This window comes from Gordonia sp. PDNC005 (assembly GCF_016919385.1).
Lineage (GTDB): Bacteria > Actinomycetota > Actinomycetes > Mycobacteriales > Mycobacteriaceae > Gordonia.
Genome location: NZ_CP070351.1, coordinates 2565421 through 2587913, shown reverse-complemented (window position 1 = coordinate 2587913; position 22493 = coordinate 2565421). Strand labels below are relative to the sequence as shown.

Annotated in this window: 27 protein-coding genes; 20 read left to right on the top strand and 7 right to left on the bottom strand. The window is 67.8% G+C overall.

Annotated features, from left to right (window positions below; genetic code table 11):
• Positions 1-39: 39 nt before the first annotated feature.
• Positions 40-1143 (top strand): succinyl-diaminopimelate desuccinylase, encoded by a 1104-nt coding sequence (dapE, locus tag JVX90_RS12260; protein ID WP_205329044.1) that lies wholly within the window; start codon positions 40-42, stop codon positions 1141-1143.
• 62 nt (positions 1144-1205) lie between these two features.
• On the opposite strand, the gene JVX90_RS12255 is transcribed toward dapE, so the two are convergent.
• Positions 1206-1916 carry a TetR/AcrR family transcriptional regulator gene (locus JVX90_RS12255; RefSeq protein ID WP_205329043.1) on the bottom strand — a complete coding sequence of 237 codons (711 nt, stop codon included), beginning with the start codon at positions 1914-1916 and terminating at the stop codon, positions 1206-1208.
• Positions 1917-2042: 126 nt separating this feature from the next.
• Here JVX90_RS12255 and JVX90_RS12250 point away from each other — a divergent pair, with 126 nt between their 5' ends.
• The 12 genes from JVX90_RS12250 to JVX90_RS12195 all read left to right on the top strand — a co-directional run bounded on the left by JVX90_RS12250 (position 2043) and on the right by JVX90_RS12195 (position 11063).
• A complete protein-coding gene (locus JVX90_RS12250; RefSeq protein WP_205329042.1) occupies positions 2043-2393 on the top strand; it encodes a DUF2568 domain-containing protein in 351 nt (116 codons plus the stop codon).
• A 15-nt stretch (positions 2394-2408) separates the two neighbouring features.
• Complete coding sequence (locus JVX90_RS12245) at positions 2409-2855, top strand: nitroreductase family deazaflavin-dependent oxidoreductase (protein WP_205329041.1); 447 nt, start codon at positions 2409-2411, stop codon at positions 2853-2855.
• 39 nt (positions 2856-2894) lie between these two features.
• A complete protein-coding gene (locus JVX90_RS12240; RefSeq protein ID WP_205329040.1) occupies positions 2895-3707 on the top strand; it encodes a TIGR00730 family Rossman fold protein in 813 nt (270 codons plus the stop codon).
• Positions 3704-4252 carry a TIGR00730 family Rossman fold protein gene (locus JVX90_RS12235; protein WP_205329039.1) on the top strand — a complete coding sequence of 183 codons (549 nt, stop codon included), beginning with the start codon at positions 3704-3706 and terminating at the stop codon, positions 4250-4252. The genes JVX90_RS12240 and JVX90_RS12235 overlap by 4 nt, the downstream gene beginning before the upstream one ends.
• 42 nt (positions 4253-4294) lie before the next feature.
• Positions 4295-6064, top strand: coding sequence for a long-chain-acyl-CoA synthetase (locus JVX90_RS12230; RefSeq protein ID WP_205329038.1), 1770 nt, complete (start codon positions 4295-4297; stop codon positions 6062-6064).
• A 128-nt stretch (positions 6065-6192) separates the two neighbouring features.
• Positions 6193-7005: a dihydropteroate synthase gene (folP, locus tag JVX90_RS12225; RefSeq protein ID WP_205332404.1), complete on the top strand. Its 813-nt coding sequence runs from the start codon at positions 6193-6195 to the stop codon at positions 7003-7005.
• Complete coding sequence (locus JVX90_RS12220) at positions 7002-7952, top strand: glucosyl-3-phosphoglycerate synthase (protein ID WP_205329037.1); 951 nt, start codon at positions 7002-7004, stop codon at positions 7950-7952. Before folP ends, JVX90_RS12220 begins: the two co-directional genes overlap by 4 nt.
• A 21-nt stretch (positions 7953-7973) precedes the next feature.
• A complete protein-coding gene (locus JVX90_RS12215; protein ID WP_205329036.1) occupies positions 7974-8315 on the top strand; it encodes a DivIVA domain-containing protein in 342 nt (113 codons plus the stop codon).
• Positions 8316-8408: 93 nt separating this feature from the next.
• On the top strand, positions 8409-8576 hold the full coding sequence (locus tag JVX90_RS12210; RefSeq protein ID WP_008378218.1) for a DUF3117 domain-containing protein: 168 nt from the start codon (positions 8409-8411) through the stop codon (positions 8574-8576).
• Positions 8573-9424 (top strand): putative RNA methyltransferase, encoded by an 852-nt coding sequence (locus JVX90_RS12205; protein WP_345891091.1) that lies wholly within the window; start codon positions 8573-8575, stop codon positions 9422-9424. Before JVX90_RS12210 ends, JVX90_RS12205 begins: the two co-directional genes overlap by 4 nt.
• 52 nt (positions 9425-9476) lie before the next feature.
• Positions 9477-10694, top strand: coding sequence for a glucose-1-phosphate adenylyltransferase (gene glgC / locus JVX90_RS12200; RefSeq protein ID WP_205329034.1), 1218 nt, complete (start codon positions 9477-9479; stop codon positions 10692-10694).
• An 81-nt stretch (positions 10695-10775) separates the two neighbouring features.
• Positions 10776-11063 (top strand): hypothetical protein, encoded by a 288-nt coding sequence (locus JVX90_RS12195; protein ID WP_205329033.1) that lies wholly within the window; start codon positions 10776-10778, stop codon positions 11061-11063.
• Here JVX90_RS12195 and JVX90_RS12190 read toward each other — a convergent pair.
• Genes JVX90_RS12190 through cofD form a run of 3 tightly spaced genes read right to left on the bottom strand, consistent with a single transcriptional unit; the run spans position 11032 to position 13945 of the window.
• Complete coding sequence (locus tag JVX90_RS12190) at positions 11032-11595, bottom strand: NUDIX domain-containing protein (RefSeq protein WP_205329032.1); 564 nt, start codon at positions 11593-11595, stop codon at positions 11032-11034. The genes JVX90_RS12195 and JVX90_RS12190 overlap by 32 nt on opposite strands.
• Positions 11592-12947 carry a coenzyme F420-0:L-glutamate ligase gene (locus JVX90_RS12185; RefSeq protein ID WP_336819169.1) on the bottom strand — a complete coding sequence of 452 codons (1356 nt, stop codon included), beginning with the start codon at positions 12945-12947 and terminating at the stop codon, positions 11592-11594. Before JVX90_RS12185 ends, JVX90_RS12190 begins: the two co-directional genes overlap by 4 nt.
• The gene (cofD, locus tag JVX90_RS12180) at positions 12944-13945 is read right to left on the bottom strand and encodes a 2-phospho-L-lactate transferase (protein ID WP_205329030.1); all 1002 of its coding nucleotides are present in this window, start codon (positions 13943-13945) and stop codon (positions 12944-12946) included. The genes JVX90_RS12185 and cofD overlap by 4 nt, the downstream gene beginning before the upstream one ends.
• A gap of 186 nt (positions 13946-14131) precedes the next feature.
• On the opposite strand from cofD, the gene JVX90_RS12175 reads away from it, so the two are divergent.
• Positions 14132-14461, top strand: a complete 330-nt coding sequence (locus JVX90_RS12175; RefSeq protein WP_008378212.1) for a WhiB family transcriptional regulator — start codon at positions 14132-14134, stop codon at positions 14459-14461.
• A gap of 73 nt (positions 14462-14534) precedes the next feature.
• Here the strand turns inward: JVX90_RS12175 and JVX90_RS12170 are convergent, their stop codons facing one another.
• On the bottom strand, positions 14535-15053 hold the full coding sequence (locus tag JVX90_RS12170; protein ID WP_205329029.1) for a metallopeptidase family protein: 519 nt from the start codon (positions 15051-15053) through the stop codon (positions 14535-14537).
• Positions 15054-15116: 63 nt separating this feature from the next.
• Between JVX90_RS12170 and JVX90_RS12165 the strand changes: the two genes are divergently transcribed.
• From JVX90_RS12165 to manA, 3 genes are read left to right on the top strand one after another with little or no spacing between them, the layout of a single operon-like run.
• Positions 15117-15539, top strand: coding sequence for a DUF3499 domain-containing protein (locus JVX90_RS12165; protein ID WP_205329028.1), 423 nt, complete (start codon positions 15117-15119; stop codon positions 15537-15539).
• Positions 15540-15587: 48 nt separating this feature from the next.
• Entirely contained in the window at positions 15588-16712 is a 1125-nt protein-coding gene (locus tag JVX90_RS12160) for a hypothetical protein (RefSeq protein ID WP_205329027.1), read from the top strand.
• Positions 16712-17941, top strand: coding sequence for a mannose-6-phosphate isomerase, class I (manA, locus tag JVX90_RS12155; RefSeq protein WP_205329026.1), 1230 nt, complete (start codon positions 16712-16714; stop codon positions 17939-17941). The genes JVX90_RS12160 and manA overlap by 1 nt, the downstream gene beginning before the upstream one ends.
• Before the next feature lie 12 nt (positions 17942-17953).
• On the opposite strand, the gene JVX90_RS12150 is transcribed toward manA, so the two are convergent.
• The gene (locus tag JVX90_RS12150; protein WP_205329025.1) at positions 17954-19006 is read right to left on the bottom strand and encodes a type VII secretion protein EccE; all 1053 of its coding nucleotides are present in this window, start codon (positions 19004-19006) and stop codon (positions 17954-17956) included.
• 109 nt (positions 19007-19115) lie between these two features.
• Here JVX90_RS12150 and eccB point away from each other — a divergent pair, with 109 nt between their 5' ends.
• Positions 19116-20480: a type VII secretion protein EccB gene (eccB, locus tag JVX90_RS12145; protein ID WP_205329024.1), complete on the top strand. Its 1365-nt coding sequence runs from the start codon at positions 19116-19118 to the stop codon at positions 20478-20480.
• On the opposite strand, the gene JVX90_RS12140 is transcribed toward eccB, so the two are convergent.
• Positions 20477-21121: a TetR/AcrR family transcriptional regulator gene (locus tag JVX90_RS12140; RefSeq protein WP_240193880.1), complete on the bottom strand. Its 645-nt coding sequence runs from the start codon at positions 21119-21121 to the stop codon at positions 20477-20479. The genes eccB and JVX90_RS12140 overlap by 4 nt on opposite strands.
• A gap of 159 nt (positions 21122-21280) precedes the next feature.
• Here JVX90_RS12140 and JVX90_RS12135 point away from each other — a divergent pair, with 159 nt between their 5' ends.
• Both JVX90_RS12135 and nrdH read left to right on the top strand, forming a co-directional pair.
• Positions 21281-21838 carry an NAD(P)H-dependent oxidoreductase gene (locus JVX90_RS12135; RefSeq protein ID WP_205329023.1) on the top strand — a complete coding sequence of 186 codons (558 nt, stop codon included), beginning with the start codon at positions 21281-21283 and terminating at the stop codon, positions 21836-21838.
• Positions 21839-22250: 412 nt separating this feature from the next.
• Entirely contained in the window at positions 22251-22484 is a 234-nt protein-coding gene (gene nrdH / locus JVX90_RS12130) for a glutaredoxin-like protein NrdH (RefSeq protein ID WP_205329022.1), read from the top strand.
• Positions 22485-22493: the final 9 nt, after the last annotated feature.

The window sequence follows — 22493 nt, the reverse complement described above, 5'->3', positions numbered from 1 at the left end:
GTCTAACGGGGCAGTCCGACGCGCCTACGATGGATTGTCGTGAGCACCCCTGAGCTGAACCTGTCCGCAGACCCGATCGATCTGACGGCTGCGCTCGTCGACATCGCGAGTGTCAGCCGCGACGAATCATTGATCGCCGATGTGGTGGAGTCGGCCCTGCGTGACCAGCTGACCGGATTCGAGGTCGTCCGACACGGGAACTGTGTGCTCGCCAGGACGAACCGTGGGCTGCCGACCAGGGTGATTCTCGCCGGACACCTCGACACGGTGCCGATCGTCGACAACGTTCCGTCACGCCGGACGGTCACCGACGAGGAGGGCGACGTCCTGCACGGGTGCGGAACCGTCGACATGAAGTCGGGGGACGCCGTCTTCTTGCATCTGGCCGCGACGCTGGACGAACCGGCCCACGACCTGACGCTCATCTTCTACGACTGCGAGGAGATCGCCGCGGAGTTCAACGGACTCGGCACGATCGAACGCGACCTTCCCGACTGGCTCTCCGGTGACGTCGCGATCCTCGGTGAGCCGACCGCGGGCCTGATCGAGGCGGGTTGCCAGGGCACTCTGCGCGTCCGGTTCACCGCGACCGGCACTCGCGCTCACTCGGCACGTGCGTGGATGGGCGACAACGCGATCCACAAACTCGGCGGCCTTCTGACCACCCTCGCAGCGTACGAACCACGCCGAGTCGACATCGACGGGTGCGAGTACCGCGAAGGGCTCTCGGCCGTCGGCGTCCACGGCGGCGTGGCCGGAAACGTCATCCCGGACGAGGTGTACGTGGACGTGAACTTCCGCTTCGCCCCGGACCGCAGTGAGGCTCAGGCTTTTGAGCACGTGCGTGAGGTGTTCGCCGCGGAGCTTGCGTCCGGCGCAGTGACCGCCGTGGTCACCGACTCCGCGGCCGGCGCGCTGCCAGGTCTCGCGCATCCCGCGGCGGCTGCGCTCGTCGCCGCGGCCGACGGCAAGTTCCGCGCGAAGTACGGCTGGACCGACGTCTCCCGGTTCTCCGCGCTCGGCATCCCGGCCGTGAACCTGGGGCCCGGCGACCCGAGCCTGGCGCACCGAGTCGACGAGCGGGTGCCCGTCGAGCAGATCACTCAGGTGACCCAGATACTGCGCACCTACCTTTTGTCGTAAAAGCGCGCGGTATACGGCATCTTTTGGCCTATATGGGTGAACGTGCCGTATGCAGCGCATTTCTACGATCCGGTGGGAAACACGAGTGCTCCGGCGAGGTCGACGATCCCGGCCCAGATGTCGTCCGGCCGATCGGTGATGGGCCCCAACTGCTCGAAAAGCTCACTCGTGATCGCACCGAGCAGCAGATTCCACGCCGCGACGGTCCTGGTCAGCACCTCGGCGGTCAGGCCGAGTTCAACTACGCCGTCTTCCCGAGTCGCCGCCCGGAGGGCGTCGACGGCTCGTCGCTGTCGGGTCGCGTCGGTGCCCGGGACGTCGGGCACACCGGCCAGACCGGCGACGATCCGGGCTAGAGCCAGAATCGGGCGGTTGCCTGCACGCGCGGTCGCATCGGCGGGTGCGTGGTAACCCGGCACCGGTGAGCCGTAGAGCAGGGCGTACTCGCTCGGGTGCGCGCAGGCCCACGCGCGCAGCGCGTGCGCGAACGCCTCGAACCTCGGCTTGTCGGGCTCATGACCGGCCACGGCGGTGTCGAGTGCGTCGCCGAGATCGTCGTACGCGTCGACGATGAGCACGGTCAGCAGGTCGTCGCGGTCGCGGACGTATCGATACAGCGACGACGGGGTGCGCCCCATGTCCCGCGCCACGGCACGCAGCGAGAGGGCCGCCGCGCCGTGTTCGGCGAGGTGGCGGCGTCCGACGTCGCGCAACTGTGACTCAAGCGCGGCACGATTGCGGGCTCGGACTCCGGGTTCGGCGGGGATGCTCATCACCTCACATCGTCGCATGTCCGTCGGGCCCGATCCAATAAACGAGAACACCGTTCTTGATTTATTGAAGGTGGAGTTGTATCGTCGTGAAACGAGAACACTGTTCACGATTCATGGGAGATTGAGATGGTCACCGCGTATCTCTGGTCACTGGCCGGACTGCTCTTCGTGAGCGAGGTCCTGATGCTCGGCGTCCTCGGCGGCGGGGTGTGGGCGGTGGTCGGCCGCGGATGGCCGGGGGTGCTCGCCGGACTCGCAGCAGTCGCTGCCGCGGTGGCCCTGTGGGCGCTGTTCGCGTCCCCGCGGCCCGTCATGGACGTGACCGTCGCGAAGTACGCGGTCAAGATCGGCTTGTACGTGGCGGCGACGGCACTGCTCGCGGCGGCGGGCGCTCGATTGCCGACCGTGTGGGCGTTCGCCGTGTTCTCGCTCGTGGTCAACACGGCGGCCGTGATGCCGCCCTACCGAGACTTCTGAACGAAGGAGATTGTCATGAACGACACCAGGTACGAGGCGCCGAGCGGGACGATGTTCACCGCATCGAATCGGCTCGTCGGCGGACTCGCGAGGATCGGAGCCGCGCCGAAAGGCGTCCATGAGTTGCGGACGGTGGGACGGCGCACCGGCGAGGTCCGTCGGACGCCCGTCAATGTGCTCGACGTCGGTGGACGCAGGTTCCTGTTCTCGCCGCGCGGCAACACACAATGGGTGCGCAACGTTCGGGCTGGGGGAGCGGTCGGGCTACGCCGCGGCCGCCGCACTGCCGCCGTCACCCTCGCGGAACTCGATGACGCCGCCAAGCCTGAGATCATCCGTGACTACCTCACCAAGTGGGGCTGGCAGGTTTCCGACTTTGTCTGCGGCCTCACGGCCGCCTCGTCGGACGACGAGATCCTTGCTGTCGCGGAGGGCTTCCCGGTGTTCGAGGTGCGCGTCTGACACGGTGAGACGCCCCGCTGGTTGGTAGCGTCTCCTTCCATGGCCGATGGCGAACCCGGCGCGAACGCGCAGCCCACAGACGACGACGAAGCGACCTTCGAAGCGGTGCCGCTGCGGCACATCGGAGCCGCGCAGGTCAGAGTGTCCGGAGACGCGGAACGGATCACCACCGACCGGACGCTGCTCGAATGGGTCGACCCGCGCGACCCGCAGCTCGCTGATCATCGCCGCATCCACGACTCCTGGCGCGTACTGCGCATCCAATCCGAATTCGTCGCCGGTTTCGACGCGCTCAGCGGTGTCGCCGAGGCCGTCACCGTGTTCGGCTCGGCCCGGGTGGAACCGGGCAGCGACGAGTACAACCTAGGCGTCGAGGTCGGTCGCAGGCTCGGTGAGGCGGGCTTCGCCGTGATCACCGGCGGTGGACCCGGCGCCATGGAGGCCACGAACAGGGGCGCCTTCGAAGCCGGCGCCCAGTCCATCGGCCTCAACATCGAGCTGCCGTTCGAGCAGCACATCAACCCGTACGTCACGCTGGCGATCAACTTCCGGTACTTCTTCGTCCGCAAGACGATGTTCGTCAAGTACTCGCAGGCGTTCGTGTGCCTGCCGGGCGGCATCGGCACTCTCGACGAGCTCTTCGAAGCTCTGACACTCGTGCAGACCCGCAAGGTGCTGCGCTTCCCGATCGTGTTGGTCGGCCGGGCCTTCTGGGGGCCGCTGGTCGACTGGATGAAGAACACGCTCGTGGCCGACGGCAAGATCTCACCCGAGGACCTCGATCTGATCACGCTTGTCGACACGCCTGAAGAAGCGGTTCAGGCGGTCTGCGAGAAGGCGATCCGTCCGTGACTCGCGATGCGCTCGCGATCTGCGTGTACTGCGCGTCGGGCCCGGTCGACGAGGAGTACCTGCGTCTTGCCGCCGACACCGGCAAGGCGATCGCCGCGGCCGGGGCCACGCTCGTGTCAGGGGGCGGCAACATCTCCATGATGGGCAGCGTCGCCCGCGCCGCGCGCGGAGCCGGCGGAAAGACGATCGGCATCATTCCCGAGCATTTGATGGCGTTGGAAGTGGCCGATCTGGACTCTGACGAGTTGATCGTCACCGACACGATGCGCGAGCGGAAGCGGCTGATGGATGAGATGTCCGACGGCTTCATCACACTGCCCGGTGGGGTCGGCACGTTCGAGGAGCTGTTCGAGACGTGGACCGGTGCCTACCTCGGGGTTCACGACAAGCCCGTCGTGATGGTCAACCACGGCGGGTTCTACGATCCGATGCTCGCCTGGCTCGACGATCTGCGCGCTCGCGGATTCGTCTCCGACCGGGCGATGGACCGGCTCGTGGTGGTCGACTCGGTGTCCGCCGCCATGAATGAACTGACTCTACGGTAAGGTGACGGCGTTCACCGTCCGGCGTGAGGAGTGAAGCAACCCATGAACACAGTGCCCACCAAGGTAGGGTTCACCGACATTCTCAAGGGTGTCGTCAAGATGGCCCCCGACCTGCCCGGAATGGCTCGTCATGCGCCGAACATGATCTTCCGGTCCCCGGACAAGAAGAACAGCATCGGCCAGATCTTCGCGCAGCTCGCCGCCGACCACCCGGACCGGCCCTTCGTCCGATGGCACGGCGAGTCGTCGTCGTACGGCGAGTGCAATCGCACAGTCAATCGATACGCCGCGGTGCTGACCGAACGCGGAGTCAAAGTCGGCGATGTCGTCGGGATCCTGTCGAAGAACAATCCGACCGACCTGCTGGTGATTCTCGCGGTACTCAAACTGGGCGCGGTCGCGGGCATGCTCAACTACAACCAGCGCGGCGACGTCATCGATCACAGCATGTCGCTGCTCGACGCGAACATCTTGATCCGCGACCCCGAATGCGACGAGGCGTTCGACTCGATGAGTCCCGAACGCCACCCCGAGCACATCCTCGACTTCGCGGCGCTCGAGGAGGCGGCAGCGGGGAAGTCGGAGGCGAACCCGGTGGTCACCGCGACGCTTCCGGCATCGACGCTCGCGTTCTACATCTTCACCTCCGGCACCACCGGCCTGCCCAAGGCCAGCGTGATGAGCCACAACCGCTGGCTGGCGAACTACACGGGCATCGGCGGTCTCGCCGTGCGTCTGCGCCCGTCGGACACCATGTATGTGGCCCTCCCGCTGTACCACAACAACGCGGTGTCGGTGTCCCTCGGCGCAGTCCTCGCAAGCGGCGCGTGCATGGCCCTGGGCAAGCAGTTCTCCGCGTCCCGTTTCTGGGACGACGTGATCGAGAACCGGGCGACCGCGTTCTCGTACATCGGTGAACTGTGCCGCTACCTGCTGGCCCAACCGGAGAAGCCGACCGACCGCGCGCATGCGGTGCGCCTCATCGTCGGCAACGGACTCCGCCCCGAGATCTGGGACGAGTTCGTCGACCGTTTCGGGATCGACCGTGTCGTCGAGTTCTACGGCGCCAGCGAGCTCAACCTGGCGTTTGTCAACGTCTTCGGGGTCAAGCGGACCGTCGGATTCTGTCCGCTCCCGTTCAAGCTCGTCGAGTACGACGCGGACGGCCAGCCCAAGCGCGACGCCAAGGGCCGCCTCGTCGCAGTTCCGAAGGGCGAGCCCGGTCTGTTGATCGCCGAGATCAGCGAGCGTGTCCCGGTCGACGGCTACACCGATTCGCGAGAGACCGAGAAGAAGATCGTCCGCGACGCCTTCAAGAAGGGCGACGCGTATTTCAACTCGGGTGACCTGGTTCGCGACATCGGGTTCTCGCACATCACCTTCGTCGACCGACTCGGCGACACCTTCCGTTGGAAGGGGGAGAACGTCGCGACCACCGAGGTGGAGGGCGCGGCGGGCGAGGACCACACGATCGACGGCGCGGTCGCGTACGGCGTCGAGGTCCCCGGTTGCGACGGTAAGGCCGGCATGGTCTCGATCACGCTCACGGGTGATCAGCGGCCGGACCCGAAGAAGCTGGCCGACCAGCTGTACGCATCGCTGCCCGCGTACGCGGTGCCGCTGTTCGTGCGGTTCGTCGACGAACTCGAAGTGACGTCCACGTTCAAGAACCGCAAGGTGGAGCTGCGCGACCAGGGCTTCAACGACGTCGGCGACGACGAGGTGTGGGTGCTCAAGGGCCGCGCCGACGGCTATGTGCCGTTCTATGACGACTACCCGGCAGACGTCGCGGCGGCCAAGGCCCCGCGCTGATCGACGCCTCGCTCGCGCCGTAGGGTGACATCGTGATCTCTGCCCCTTCGGCCGGGTCGAGCCCGTCGGGGACGACTCCCGCCCCGACCCTCTGCGGTCGTCCCGTCGCCGTCGACCGAGCGCTCGTCATGGCGATCGTCAATCGGACTCCCGACTCGTTCTACGACCGGGGAGCCACGTTCTCCGACGACGCCGCGAAAGCGCGTGTCGACCTCGTCGTGGAACAGGGCGCGGACATCGTCGACATCGGCGGTGTGAAAGCCGGTCCCGGCGAGGAGGTCGACGCCGCCGCCGAAGCGCAGCGGGTGGTGCCCCTGATCGCGTGGATCCGTGCGCAGCATCCCGACCTGCTGATCAGCGTCGACACCTGGCGCAGTGAGGTCGCCGCATCGGCCTGCGAAGCGGGCGCGGACATCGTCAACGACACGTGGGCGGGCGCTGATCCCCGCATCCTCGACGTCGCAGCGCAAGCCGGAGCCGGCATCGTCTGCTCGCACACCGGCGGCGCCGTGGTCCGTACCCGGCCGCACCGGGTCGCATACGACGACGTCGTGGCCGACGTCGTCACCGAGCTGGGCGCCGCGGCGACCCGTGCCAGGGAGGCCGGAGTGCGCGAGGACGGGATCCTCATCGATCCGACTCACGACTTCGGTAAGAACACGCACCACGGGCTGGCGTTGCTCCGTGAACTCGACCGACTCGTCGACACCGGATGGCCGGTCCTGATGGCGCTGTCGAACAAGGACTTCATCGGGGAGACGTTGAACGCCGATCTGACCGACCGGGTCGCCGGGACTCTGGCGGCGACCGCGTTGGCCGCAGCGGCGGGAGCGCGGGTGTTCCGAGTTCACGAGGTGGCCGATACTCGTCGCGCCGTCGACATGGTCGCGTCGATCCGTGGAACCCGGGCGCCTGCACGCACGGTGCGGGGTCTCGCGTGAACCCTGCCTGGACTGACCGCGGCGAAGGCGAAGCTCGCTGGTCGCACACTCACACTTGGGACCACCCCGAATGGAGCGTCGACGATCTGGTCGCCGCGAAAGCAGGCCGAACAGTCTCCGTCGTGTTGCCCGCGTTGAACGAGGAGGACACCGTCGCCGGTGTCATCGAGTCGATCAGGCCGCTCGTCGGAACACTCGTCGACGAGCTCATCGTCCTCGACTCCGGCTGCACCGACAGCACGGCAGAGCGCGCTCGCGCCGCGGGGGCGCGCGTCGTCTCACGCGAGGAGGCGATCCCCGGCCTTGAACCGATGCCCGGGAAGGGCGAGGCGTTGTGGCGCTCTCTCGCGGCGACGACGGGCGATCTGGTCGCCTTCGTCGACGCCGACCTCATCGACCCCGACCCGATGTTCCTGCCGAAGATGCTCGGTCCGCTGCTCGCCGATCCCGGCATCCACCTCGTCAAAGGGTATTACCGCCGTCCGCTCCTCACCGGATCGCGACGGGAGTCGTCCGGCGGCGGTCGTGTCACCGAACTGCTCGCCCGACCACTCCTCACCGCACTCAAACCCGAACTCGGGGAGGTGCTGCAGCCGCTCGGCGGCGAGTACGCGGGCACGAGGGAACTGCTGACCTCGGTGCGTTTCGCGCCTGGCTACGGGGTGGAGATCGGGCTGCTGATCGACACATACGACCGGTACGGTCTCCCCGGCATCGGACAGGTGAATCTCGGGGTCAGGCAGCACCGCAACCGTCCCCTCCGCGATCTCGCAGTGATGAGCCGTCAGATCGTCGCGACGCTGCTGGAGCGGTGTGGCATCGACGACTCGGGTGTCGGGCTCACTCAGTTCGTGCCGGACGATTCGGGTGCGTTCTCGCCGCACACCACCGAACTCCGCAGCGACGAACGCCCACCGATCGCCGGACTGGATCCCCGCCTGTTCTGACCGCAGCGCTACGCTGGTCGGGTGGTGATCATCGGACTGTATGTGATCGGCGTGGCCGTGCTGGTCGCGCTGCTGTTCGCCGTGGTGTGGTTCGCGTTCGGTCGCGGTGAAGATCTGCCGCCGGTGGACCGTGGCACCACGCTCACACGACTTCCTCGTGCGGGCATCAGCGGTGACGACGTCCGCAGGCTTGTCTTCGCCCAGAACATCCGCGGGTACAACACCGCCGAAGTCGACTGGGCACTGGAGAAACTCGCCCGCGAGATCGACGAACTCCGGGACGTCGTGTCAGAGCTATCGGGTCGCGATGTCGCCGACACCGGGTCTCTCCCAACCGTTCAGGTGCCCCCGATCGAACCGTGATCGATCGATCGATCACCGGATGCGCGCGAAAGCGTGTCGTGCGGCACACGTATCATTGAACGGTCCAGTGAATCGTTGGAGGGAGCACGGACAATGGCGGCGATGAAGCCACGTATGGGTGACGGTGCGATGGAAGCGGTCAAGGAAGGGCGCGGAATCATCGTGCGCATCCCGATCGATGGAGGCGGCCGACTGGTCGTCGAGCTGAACGACGCCGAGGCCAGCGCACTCGGTGAGGCGCTGCGCGAGGTAACCGCCTGACGCCAGACACTGACCTGTTCGAGGCTGCCTGCCTCGTCTGTCCGGTCTGCTCGGGACATCTCGAGTTGATGGGGCGGTCACTGGGCTGCCCGAATGGTCATCGCTTCGACCTCGCAAAACAAGGATACGTGTCGCTGTTGAGCGGGAAGGGGACGTCCCACCGCTCCGACACCCCGGAGATGGTCGCGTCTCGCGCCGCCGTGTTCGACGCCGGTCTCTACGACCCGATCACGTCCGCCGTCGCCGCAGCCGTTCCCGACGGCGAGGGGACCGTCGTCGACGCCGCCGCCGGAACCGGAGCCTACTTGGCGGCGGCCCTGACGGCATCCGCCGACCACCGTGTCGGCGTTGCGATCGACCTGTCCAAGTCGTGTGCACGGGCTGCCGTCCGATCCCATCCACGCGTCGTGTCCGTCGTCGCCGACCTGTGGGCGCAGATCCCCGTCGCCGACCGATCCGCCGACGCCGTCCTGTCGGTGTTCGCGCCGCGGAACGCCGCGGAGACCGCCCGGGTGCTCCGCACCGGTGGCCGATGGGTGATCGTCACACCCAACCGCGGCCACCTCGAGGAGATCGTCGAACCGATGGGCATGCTCCGTGTCGGAGACGGCAAGACCGAGCGGATCGCGGCGGATCTGGTCGCCGCGTTCGAGATCTGTTCGCAGGAGCGTGTGACCGCACACCTCGAGCTGACGGCCGGAGCTCTGGCCGACATCGCCGGGATGGGGCCCGCGGCCTTCCACCGGATCCGTGTGGAGCTCGACGCCGCTGCTCACGCCCTCGCGGGCGATACGACGACGTCGGCCACCGTCGACGTCACGGTCACCGTGGCGCGCCTCGCGGGGTGACGGACTCGCCCGTCGGGTGGTCGGCTCGCGGCGGGGCCGATATGTTGGAGCAGTGAGATCACAACCGCACGTCCTCGGAATAGTCCTGGCTGGCGGAGAGGGCCGTCGGCTCTACCCGATGACGAGTGATCGGGCCAAGCCCGCGGTGCCGTTCGGCGGATCGTACCGACTGATCGACTTCGTCCTGTCGAATCTCGTCAACGGCGGCTACGAACGCGTCTGCGTGCTCACCCAGTACAAGTCGCATTCCCTGGATCGGCACATCTCGCAGAACTGGTGGACGTCCGGTTTCCACGGCGAGTACATCACCCCGGTCCCCGCCCAGCAGCGTCTCGGTCCGCGGTGGTACACCGGAAGCGCCGACGCGATCTTCCAGTCGATGAACCTGATCGACGACGAGAAGCCCGACTACATCGTGGTTCTCGGCGCCGATCACGTGTACCGGATGGACCCGTCGCAGATGGTCGAGGCGCACGTCGCCAGCGGCGCGGCCGCCACGGTCGCAGGTATCCGCGTTCCTCGGTCGGAGGCGTTCGCGTTCGGCTGCATCGAGTCCGGCGACGACGACCGGATCACCGCGTTCGTCGAGAAGCCGAGCGACCCGCCGGGTACTCCCGACGACCCCGACGTGACGTACGCGTCGATGGGCAACTACGTGTTCAGCACCGACGCACTCGTCGAGATGCTCAAGCGTGACGCCGCCGACGGGGACTCCGACCACGACATGGGCGGCGACATCATCCCCGCCTTCGTCGAACGCGGTGAGGCGTACGTGTACGACTTCAACTCCAACGTCATCCCCGGGGAGACCGAACGCGACAAGGGGTACTGGCGCGACGTCGGAACCATCGACGCGTTCTACGACGCCCACATGGACCTGATATCGCCGAATCCGCGATTCAACCTGTACAACCAGCGGTGGCCGATCCGAGGTGCGACGAGTCACCTGCCGCCCGCGAAGTTCATCGGCGGCGGATCGGCGAGCGACTCGATGGTCGGCGCCGGGTGCATCGTCGCCGGCGCGACGGTCCGGAACTCGGTCCTGTCGAACGACGTGTCGATCGGCGAGGGCTCGGTAGTCCAGGGCAGCGTCTTGATGCCCGGCGTCCGCATCGGCCGGAACGCCGTGGTGCGCAACGCGATTCTCGACAAGAACGTCGTCGTCGTCGACGACGGTCAGCTCGGCGTCGACCTCGATCACGATCGCGAGCGGTTCCAGGTCAGCACGGGGGGAATCGTGTCCGTCGGTAAGAACCTTCGCGTGGAGTGACCGGAGTCCGAGCCGAGCCTCCCAGCTGAGTTGTGGTCTAAGCGAATGACGGAGGCGTCGACCGCTGGGTACATTCCGAACATGTCCGTTCAGACGAACCGCAAGATCACCGCTGTCCTGCTTCTGCTGTTCCCGTTTCTGATCACCGCGACGATGACCGTGTCCGACGGCGCCGACTCCGTTGTGATCGCCGCGTGCGTCGCCGTCGTCTTGATCTGGTTCATCGTTCTGGTCGTCTTCGGCGTTCGTTCCATGCGGCGCGTCGACGACTACCGGTACGGTCCAGACGATCTGACGTTCGACGCTGCAGAAACAGCCCGAGCCCGGTCTCGCCGGGTCAGGGCCGCAGGGCGGAAGAACCGAGGCTGACCAGGAGCGGGACGGTGTCGGCGTCGATGTTCGCGGGGAGGGCGTCGATCGGCCACCACGCGAGGTCGACGGACTCGTCACTGCGCACGATCTCGGGGAGCCCGCCGTCCGACGCCGGGTCGGCGACGGCCGCGAACCTGACGTCCAGGTGACGCGTGGCCTGTCCGAGCGAGCACGTGATCGGATGGGTGTGGAGGTGTACGGGGCCGCCGGTGAGCTGCAGTGACGCCAGCCCGGACTCCTCCAGGCCCTCCCGCAGCGCGGTTGCGGCGACACTGACGTCGCCGGGTTCGCAGTGCCCGCCGAGCTGGATCCATTTGCCGACACGTGGGTGCAGAGTCAGCAGGACATGAGTGAGTTCGGCGTTGAAGACGATCACCGAACCGGTGAGATGCCCTGGGACACAGGCACGTTCGCACGGGTTCGGAGCCGAGTCGACGAATGCCAGAAACGTGTGGCGCAGGGAGTCCTGCTCGGCGTCGGGCGGCGTCCACTCGGCGAGGATCGCGCGCGTGGTGTCGGTGATGCTCACAGTTCGATCACCAGTCCGTCGGTCGACGCAGATTCTCGCAGACCCGTCGGAGCGGCCGGGTAGCCGATCGCCACTGCGCCGAGCGGCTGCCAGTCCTCGGGCAGGTCGAGGTGCGTCCGCACGGTGTCGGCGGCGAAGATCGTGGACCCGACCCAGCAGCTCCCGACGCCGCGGACCGACAGCGCGACGAGCAGACCGCTGACAGCCGCTCCTCCCGCGACGGTGAACATGGTGTTCTCGCAGGCGTTTCGGCGGGAGTCGGGGTACGTGTGCATTCCGTCGCCGGTGAGCACGGGGATCACGAGTTCGGGTGCGTCGTAGAGGATCTGGCCGCGTGCGACGCGTTTGTCGATCGATTCGACTGTCTTCGAGTCCGCGGACAGATCAGTCCGCCACGCGTCGCCCATGGCGTCGAGCAGCGAGCGTCGACGGTCGGCGTCGCGGATCCACAGGAACCGGATCGGATGCGTGTGGTGCGGAGCAGGCGCGGTGAGAGCCTCCGCGAAGGCCGCGTTCATCACGTCGTCGGAGATCGGACCGTCCGTGAACGACCGCACCGAGCGTCTGGTCAGCAATGCCTCGCGGCGGCCCTGATCGATCGCCTCCTCGACGCCGAGGCGGAACATGTCGTCGTCGAGGTCGCGGACGAGGTCGGCGGCCGTCGACCCGTCGTCGACCGGCGTGTACCCGCGGACGACGGCGACAGGCACGGCGTCGAGCTTGCCCTTCACCAGGTCGGCGGCGGCGGCGAGCTCGTCGGCCACGGCGATGTCGGTGACGATCAACGTGTTGCCGTAGGCGTCGTCGATGCCGTCGTACGCGTGGCTGACGGCGATCCCAGCGGCCCCGATCGCCACGTCGGTCTGTCCGGTGCGCCAGGCGCGACCCATCGTGTCGGTGACGATCACGGCGACGTCGAGACCATGGTCGGCGGCGAGGACCGCTCGAAGCCGAGCGGCGCTCGCATCGGGATCAAGGGGGAGCAGCGCGATCTGGTCGGTCCGGACGTTCGAACCGTCCACGCCGGCAGCCGCCTGGACGAGGCCGTTGCGGTTCGCGGTGATCAGCGTGCGATTGCGCCGTGCGACGATGCGGACGGTCTCGGTGTCGATCAGTCGCCGCCGGAACGCGTCGCGCTCCTCCGGATCGGTCGGCGCGTCGACCATGCGGCCTTCGGTCTTGGAGAAGATCTTGCTCGTCACCACGAGCACGTCACCGTCGACGAGCCACGGCGCGGCCGCGGTGATCTCGGCGGCGACGTCACTGTCTGGACCGAACTCGCCCAGCCCGGTCACCGGAAGGATCTGGAGCCCGTCCGTCGCTCGGTGATCGTGCGCCCGATTGTCGGTCACGGCGTACGCACTCCGACGAGAGCGCATGCGGCGCGGACCATGTCGGCGGTGGCGGCGGGGTCGGTCATCAGCAGGGGAGCTGCGCCGACGGCGATGCCCTCGACGCTCGCGTGATCTCCGTCGGCGATGAGCCATCCGTCGAGCAGCCCGTTCCCCGAGCGGGGGCCGTAGTGTGCGGCGATTGCCTCGGCGGACGTCTCGACGCCGATCACCGACAGGCACTCGTCGGCCATGCCGCGCAGCGGCTTGTTGTCGATCACCGGGCTTACTCCGACGACGGGGGCCTTTGTGGTGCGCAGCGCGGCCCGCAGACCGGGGACGCTGGTGATCGCACCGATGCTGACCACCGGGTTCGACGGTGCGAAGAGCACGATGTCGGCGTCGGTGATCGCATCGACGACGCCGGGAGCGGGCTTGGCGTCGTCGGAGCCGACCTGCGCGAAGCCGTGGGTGGGCACCTGTGCGCGGTGACGGACCCACCATTCCTGGAAGTGGATCGCGACCTTCTCGCCGGGTTCGCCCTCGGGGCGGTCGATGACGACGTGCGTCTCGTGGCGGTCGTCTGTCGCCGGAAGCAGTCGAACACCGGGAAGCCAGCGCTTGTTCAGCGCCGCGGTGATGTCGCTGAGCGCAAAACCGGCGTCGAGCATCTGAGTGCGTATGAGGTGTGTCGCGAGATCGCGGTCGCCGAGTCCGAACCAGTCGGGATCCGCGCCGTACGCGGCGAGTTCGTCCTTCGCGTTCCAGGTCTCGTCGGTGCGACCCCATCCGCGCTCGGTGTCGATTCCGCCACCGAGTGTGTACATGCAGGTGTCGAGGTCGGGACAGATGCGGACGCCGTGCATCCACGCGTCGTCGCCGACGTTGACGATCGCGGTCACGGAGTGTTCACCCTGCTGCGCCGTCCCCTCGGGGAACGGCGTGACGCCGAACAGCTCTCGCACACCTTGTAGGAAACGAGCGCCGCCGACGCCCCCGACGAGTACGGTCACCTTCACAGCGATCCACTGTAGTCAGCACCGTGCGACACGCCGACGGGCGTGGGTGAATGTGTGTGGAAACGGTTTTGTCAGACCCCGATGATAAAAATGAATCTTGCTCTTCGGCTTGACCGAGACCGCTCCCGACGTGTGTAATCACATCAGTGTCATTACGGGTGGAGCGGAGCAGGGAGGGCGCCGACTATGACTATTGATCACGGCGAGGGAGCTGAGCCGACCAGTCGCACGACAGCGAACGGTTTTGGGCAACTCACCGCGCTGCCAAGCGATTTCGAGGCTCTGTTCGACGCTGTCGAAGACGAGTGGCAAGACCGGGCACTGTGCTCGCAGACCGATCCAGAAGCGTTCTTCCCCGAGAAGGGCGGCTCCACACGTGAAGCCAAGCGCATCTGTTCGGGTTGCGAGGTGAAAGCGGACTGCCTGGAGTACGCGTTGCACAACGATGAACGATTCGGCATCTGGGGTGGAATGTCCGAACGCGAACGCCGTCGCCTCAAGCGCGGCATCATCTGAACTCGCGCGTCGACCATACGAACGCACCGGGCCGTCCTGAGAGATCAGGGCGGCCCGGTGCTTTCTGTGTACGTCAGGCTTCCGGACCGTCCTCGACGGTCTCCTCGTCGATTCCGAGGAACGTCGCGACCTGCTGGATCAGCACTTCACGCAAGAGCTCAGAGAGATCGTCGTCCAGGGCGCGCAGTTCGAGCGGTCGACGGAACAAGATGATCTGGGCGCGGGTCGGTCGACCCTGGGTGTCCGTGCCCGCCCGCATCAGGCGTGCCAGCGGCACCGGGCCGTCCGCGGTCACCTCATCGGGCCACTGAACCGACTCCCATTCCTCCGGGTCGTTGCCGCGCGGCAGCATGCGGGGAATGTCGTCGACGGCGACGTCGAGGCCCTTCAGTGCGTCGTGCCACTTCGCGTCGAGTTCGGCGAACGCATCGACGGCGGCCCGATCGAACTCGTCCGACCTGGTCTTGCGAGCTGGGATCCCCGGCGCCAGAAACGGTCCACGCAGACCGCGTCCGTGGCGATCGCGTGTGCGCCGCGGCGGCGGGTTGAGCAGACGGACGCCCGAGGTGAGCGGCGCGAGGATGAAACCCATGGTCACAGTGTAGGTCCGCGTGTCGATCGTGGTTCTTTCGGGCGAGCCCTATAGGCTGGCGATGTGAGTCATCCCCGTCAGTGCTGCAGGCCCGGCTGCTCGCGACTCGCCGTCGCCACGCTGACCTTCGTCTACGCCGAATCGACGGCTGTCGTTGGTCCGCTCGCCGGCTCCGACGAGCCCCATTCGTGGGACCTGTGTGCCGAACACGCCGACCGCATCACCGTGCCGCGCGGCTGGGAGATGCTGCGCAGTGGCAGCGGTTTCACACAGGCGACCGAGGACCAGGATCTGACGGCCTTGGCCGACTCGGTTCGTGAGGTCGGCTCGGCGACTGCCGTCGCTCGTCCGTCGTTCCGCACCATGCCGGAGTTCGACGACGCACCGCGAGGCCGCCACCGCGCCGCGGACGCCCCGTCACGCGCTCCGGCTCCGCGCCCCGGCCGACGCGGGCACCTGCGGGTACTGCCCGATCCAGTCGATTGAGCGCAGTCTCGAGCACCCGGGCGCGTCGCGCTGACTAGTCTTAGCCTCATGTCTGCCCATTTCCGCGATCTCGACGACACCGATGGTCTCGTCGCCGCCGATCGTGACGGCCTGCTGCGTTCGGCGGCGATGTCGGGTGCACACGTGCGCGCCGTGGCGCACGCGGTCGCCGAGGGAGCGTTGGACCGTCTCACCGACCTCCGTCCGCGCGCAGTGGTCCTCGTGACGGGCCGTTCGGCAGCCGCAGACCGAGCCGCACGGTTCGTCGTCGCGCTCCTCGCCTCCCGCTTCGACGCGCCCCTCGTCGTGACACCGTCGCTGCCCGGCTGGATCGGGCCGCTCGACGTTGTTGTCGTCGCAGGCGACGATCCGGGTGACCGGGCGTACGCGGACGCAGCACAGCGAGCACTCCGCCGGCGTGCCGAACTCGTGACGGCAGTCCCCGTCGAGGGACCCGTCGCCGACGCGATCGGTTCCGATCCGGTGGCCGACCTGTCGCCGCGACTGCGTGTGGACGACCGGTTCGCGTTCGCGCGTCTGGTCGCCGTGTTCGTGGCCGTCTGCACGGCGTTCGACGCCGTTCGGCTGCACCCTGCGCCTACCTCTCTCGCCGACGTCGCCGATCTGCTCGACGCCGAAGCGGCCGCCGATCACCCGTCGCACGAGAGCTTTCACAATCAGGCCAAGCTCCTCGCCCTGCGGGTGGCCGGACGACCCGTCGTGTGGGCAGGCGACACGCCGGCGTCGACGGTTCTCGCCGCACACATCGCGTCAACGGTGTTCGCGGTCGCCGGGATCGCATCTGCATCCGATGACGAGCAGAGTGCACTCGCGCGAGTCCGGGTGTCCGCACACAGCGGCGCAGGCGCCGCCGACGCGATCTTCTACGACCCTGACTTCGACGACGCGCCGCCGACCGAACAACCCCGCGTGATCCTCGTGAGCACCGCGAACCGGGGATGGGGCGTCCAGCAGAGAGTGGGCGCACTCGGCGACATCGATGTCGTCACCGAGCAGAGCGACACCCCGGACAGCCCAGCGGGACTCGCCGAGCAGCCGCGCCGTGAGCCGGAGTTCTCCGACGTGCCCGCCGACCTGTCGGCGTATCTGACTGTCGCGGTCCGCGCCGACATGGCGTCGGCGTACCTCGAACTGGCGGGAGAGACCGCCTGATGAAGCTGCTCGCCGGAGTCATCCGGCCGTACGCGTGGGGATCGCGAACAGCCCTCGCGCAGATGCGTGGTGCGCCGTCTCCGTCGGCTCACCCCGAGGCCGAACTGTGGTTCGGAGCGCATCCGGCGTCGCCGGCGACAGTCGTCTCCGACGGTCCGGGCGAGACACTCCTCGGGCTGATCGAAGCCGATCCGGTCGGTCAGTTGGGTGCGTCGGTCATCGAGACCTTCGGCCCTCGGCTGCCGTACCTGTTGAAAGTCCTGGCGGCTCAGGAACCGTTGTCGTTGCAGGCTCATCCGAGCTCGGAGCAGGCGCAGGAGGGGTTCGCGAGAGAGAATGCCGCCGGGCTCCGCTTCGACGCACCGGAGCGCAACTACCGAGACGGCTGGCACAAGCCGGAACTGGTCATCGCGCTGACCGATTTCGACGCCCTCGCGGGTTTCCGCGATCCGACCGTCACCGTCGAGCTGCTGCGCGGCCTCGACGTCCCCGAACTCGACCCGTATCTCGGCATGCTCGCCGCGGAACCGGATCAGACCGGTCTGCGTGCCGTGTTCACCACATGGCTCACCCTGCCCGATTCGGTGATCGGCGGCCTCGTGCCGGCCGTCCTCGACGGTGCGGTGCGGGCCCTCGCGCGCGGTGAGGAGCGATTCGTCGCGGAACTGCGCTCGCTGCTGGAACTCGGCGAGGCCTACCCCGGCGACCCCGGAGTGCTGGCGTCGATGCTCCTCAACCGGCTGAGTCTGCGGCCCGGCGAAGCGCTCTACCTGTCGGCGGGAAATCTGCATGCCTACCTGCACGGGACGGCGGTCGAGTTGATGGCCAACTCCGACAACGTGCTGCGGGGCGGTCTCACACCCAAGCACATCGACGTCCCCGAACTGCTCCGTGTCCTCGACTTCACTCCGGTCGACCTCGACGATCTGATGCCGACGTCGAAGACAGTCGGCGCCGAGCGTGTGTACCTGACGCCTGCACCCGAGTTCCAGCTCTCGCGCATCGAACTCGACGGGACGGGACTGCGCGGACCGTCGTCGATCAGCTTCGACCTGCCGGGCCCGCAGATCCTCGCCGTCTTGTCCGGGCGAGTGACCATCGTCGGAGCCGACGGCGCGACGCTGACGGCATCCGCCTGCGACGCAGTCTGGCTCGCCGCGTCCGATCCCGCCGTGGTCGTGCACGCAGCGTCGTCGGACACGGTCTTCGTTCGTGCGCTCGTCCCCTGAGCGAAGGCGACTCTAGCCCGTCAGCGCGCGTTCTGCGGGTGTGGTGACGGTGCGGACGGTGCGACGGCTGCCGCCTGGGCCGATCAGATGCAGCACCGATGAGTCGTCGGGCTCCTGTCTGAGCAGGTAGCCGTCCGCGGCGCCGTGGTCACCGACGTCGATCACGGTGAGGCCGGTGTGCCGGACGGTCTGCTCGGGAGTGTCGTCGACGACGACCTGGGACGTGGGCGGAACGGTCGGACCGTACGAGAGCAGCAACGGGTCGCCGATCATGTCGACGAGTGGGGTCCACTGGTCGGGGCGATCGGAGACGACATGTGCTCGCACGCCCAGAGCGAGGGCCCGGACGACGGTCTGCCGAACGGTGGGGAGATCGGCGTCGACGGTCACTCTCGGAATGAAGGGGCCCGCGACCCGTAGCGCGATCGGCGTACCGTCGTCGGCGGCGCCGATGAGTTGACCGTCGCCGCCGAGCGGGGGAGCGACCCCTTCGACTCCGCTCGGGAGGATTCGTGCCACCGCGTCCGTAGCGTCCGCGACGGTCCAGGCGCCGTCCGTGGACAGGTCCGCCGCGGTCAGCGGGCGGGTCTGCACGCCTGCGGAAGCGCAAGCCGCACGAACCCTGCGAACACACCAGAGCACAGTGCGCAGTGCGCCGATGTTGCCGCCTCCCCTCAGTGCGACGGCCTGCGGGTGCTGTGCCGGATCTACGTGGACGACAAGGGCGACACTGCGGTGCGATGCGGGGGCCAGCGGTCCGAGAAGCCCTCGGTACGCGCGTGTGGCGGGACCATCGCCCCACCACACGAGAGTCCGGGTGACGACGTCCACGCGGAGCGGCCGTGCGTCGGACCGCGCCATACACGCCGCCATGGTCTCCACCGGGACGCGGGTGCGTGGACCGTTCGGGAGCGGCACCGGTGCGGGCGGCCCCGGAACGAGTGCCAAGACGCAGACGAGTCGTGGCCCGTCCCGGTGCAGTCCTGTGTACCCGTCGCCGTCCGGGACGTCGAACGGCTCATTCATGCACGGGTCGCCGCGCGTGGGTCTGATGATGCGACGCATCTGGCATTCCCCCTGAAAACATCGATTCCCCCGAATCGTGTGGCGTCACCGTACAACGGGACTACCGTCGCCGGAAGGGGAAACGGTCATCGACTTCGGGGGAAGATCAATGTCGCGACGGACAACCACGCGCGCTCAAGTCAGCGGCTACCGGTTCGGGCTTGCGCGAGCCGAGCACGCGCTTGTCCGCCGCGACGTGCGGATGGTGCACGACCCGATGCGATCGCAGGTTCGTGCACTCGTCACGGGAGGTGTCGTCGCGGTCCTGATCCTGGCGGGCGGCGGTGTGTACGGCCTCATCCGCCCCGCGCCGACGGTGGGCGACGCCCGAATCGTCGCGGACTCGGGAGGAGGGCTGTTCGTGCTGGTCGACGGGGTGATGCATCCCGTCCTGAACCTGGCATCGGCACGACTCGTGGTCGGCGGGCCCGCGCCGGTGAAGTCGGTGAGCGCGCGGTCGTTGCGGGAGTACCCGCGCGGCCCGACTCTCGGTATCGCAGGTGCACCCGGGTCGTTGCCAGGACCCGCGGACGACGGTTCGTCCACGTGGACGGTGTGCGACGGGCCCGACGGCACGGCTGTCGTCGCAGGGTCGCTGTCGGTGTCGCCGTCGCCTCGGGGCGCCGGCGCCGTCGTGTCGTACGGCGGTCACGTCTGGCTGCTGTTCGACGACGGTCCGGTCCCGGTCCGTGCGCGAGTCGACACGTCCCGCGTGGAGGTTGTGCGCGCGCTCGGGCTGGAGGACGCCGAAGCCCGGTCGGCGTCGGCGGCGCTGCTCGACTCCTTCCCGGAGCGGCCCGAGCTCACGGTGCCCGATATCGCGGATCGTGGAACACCGGGACCGCTCGGTCTGCCTGTCGGTTCGGTGATGCGAACCGCTGCCGTCGACGGTTCAGTCGTCTACCGGGTGGTGCTGCGCGACGGTGTTCAGGAGATTCCGGCGACGGCGGCCGACATGCTGCGTGCCGCCGATCGAACGGGCGGTGCCGAGGTCCGAGAGGTGGCCCCGGGGGAGCTGACGTCCGTTCCCCACGTGACACGACTTCCGCTTGATCAGTTTCCCGAGTCCGCGCCGCGCATCGTCGACTCGACGGTGCTGTGTCGGACGTGGTCGCGGGCCCGTGACGAGCGTTCGGCCCACGAATCGATGCTGTCGGTGGATGTGTTGCCCGTGTCGACGGCGCCGGTGCGGCTCGCATCGGCCGACGGGCCGGGTTCACGTGTCGATCTGGTGCTCCTGCCGCCTGGGACCGCCGAGCACGTCGCGGTCACCGGTGCTCCGTCCGGCAGCGCCCTGGCAGGCCAGCGGTTCGTGATCGCCGACACCGGTGTCCGATACCGTCTCGCGGGTGAAGACGCGGGACCCAGTCTCGGCCTCGGCGACGACCCTCCGCGTATGCCGTGGTCGATCCTGTCTCGGCTCCCCGCGGGGCCCGAGCTCAGCCGGGCCGCCGCGCTCACCGCCCGCGACTAGAGCTTTGCGCCCGCGACCAGGGTGCGGATGGCGGCTTCCCAATCGTCGGCGATCTCGTGGCGAGTGAGCCCGACGACGTCGAGCAGGTGCCGCACGGTGATCGCGTCGAGGGGGGCCTGCACTGTGTGCGCGAGCACGTCGAGGCGGCCGGTGAAGCCCAACTCGCGGAGCAGGATCTTGACGTGCTGCGTCGACATCGCCCAGACCGGATGCGACAGGCGGTCGGGATCGTCGGCGCCGGCCTCGAGCAGGATGTCGAGGTGGTCGACGGTCATCTTCAGACGTGCGCGACCGTAGGCCACGAGTCGGTCGAGGGGATGGGCGCCCGGCCCGAGTGGGACCGGTCCGGACAGCATCGCCTGCTGCAGGTCGGACTCGGAGTGATCGAGGAGAGCGTGCATGAGGCCGGTCCGATTGCCGAACCTCCGGAAGACCGTGCCCTTGCCGACGCCTGCGGCGCGCGCGACGGCATCCATCGTGACCGCCGCGGCGCCCTGGTCGTCGATCAGTGACTGTGCGGCGGCGAGTAGCAGCCGCCTGTTGCGTGCGGCGTCGGCGCGTTCGGTGGACAGCGGCGGCCCGCCGACGACGGGCAGGCCGACGACCGGCAGGCCGACGGGTGCTCGATCGGGGGAGGTCATGGAGGAGAGGGTATCCGATCAGTGCTCTCACCTGGCCCGTCCCGGTCGGGTGACGGAGGTCACGGTATCCCCGGGAAGTATTCCGGACCGTGGTCCGTTTACGCTCATGACAGGGACGACGGAGCCGTCGTCGGATCAGCTACTTCAGGAGTGAACACGATGTCGGACAACACAGTGAAGATCGCGGTACTCGTCGGCAGTCTGCGCACCGGATCGATTAACCGCCAGCTTGCTGAGATCGCCCTCGAGAATCTGCCGGCCGGGGTCGAGGCGACGATCGTCGAGGGATTGGGCGAGCTCGCCTTCTACAACGAGGACATCGACACCCCGGAGACCCTGCCCGCCGGTGTCGCCGAGGTCCGCGGCGCAGTCGCCGATGCGGACGCCGTCCTGCTCGTCACTCCCGAGTACAACGGCACTCTTCCCGCGGTCCTCAAGAACGCCATCGACTGGCTGTCCCGTCCGTACGGCGCGGGTGCGCTCGTCGGCAAGCCGGTCGGTGTCATCGGCGCCGCGCTGGGCCAGTACGGCGGCGTGTGGTCGCGTCAGGACACGCGCAAGTCGGTCGGCATCGCAGGCGCCCGTGTGATCGAAGACGTCGAGATCGGTGTCGCGACCGGCAAGCTCGACGAAGCCGGTGTCCGCACCGACGCGATCACCGAGCAGGTCGTCGACGCGGTCCGTGCACTCGCAGACTCGGTCGCCGTCTCCGTCTGACACGGACGAGAGGCGCGACTGACCCCGGCCCGCCGGCGATCCCGGCGACCGTGAGTGAACCCCATGGAACGACTGTTGTCGTACCCATGGGGTTCACTCGTCTCATGGGCTCATCCACAGTTGTTGACGGTCGATGCACAGTGGTGTGCACGACACGCCGGGCGGCCCCTGACACGCCGGAAGCCCTGTGGATGATCAGTGCGCGACCTGGGACTTTCACGAATGTTATTCACAAGTTCTTGTGGTCAGTTGAAAAGCCACCCACTAGGTGTAGTGTTTGGAGTGTCCGGGGGGCGGACGTACGGCGATCGAATCTCATCGACGTCATTCGCAGGGAAGGCCTCCCGAACACCGACAACGTTCAACCAGTCGAACTGAGCGGCTCGCGCCGCCAACTGAGGGGATCACACCGATGGCAATCACCGTCTACACCAAGCCCGCTTGCGTCCAGTGCAACGCCACCTACAAGGCGCTCGACAAGCTCGGTCTCTCCTACGACGTGGTGGACATCAGCCAGGACGACGAAGCCCGCGATTACGTCATGGCGCTCGGTTACCTGCAGGCTCCCGTCGTCGTCGACGGTGACGACCACTGGTCGGGTTTCCGCCCGGACCGCATCAAGGCGCTCGCCGCCCGCGTAGCCTGATCGGTTCGT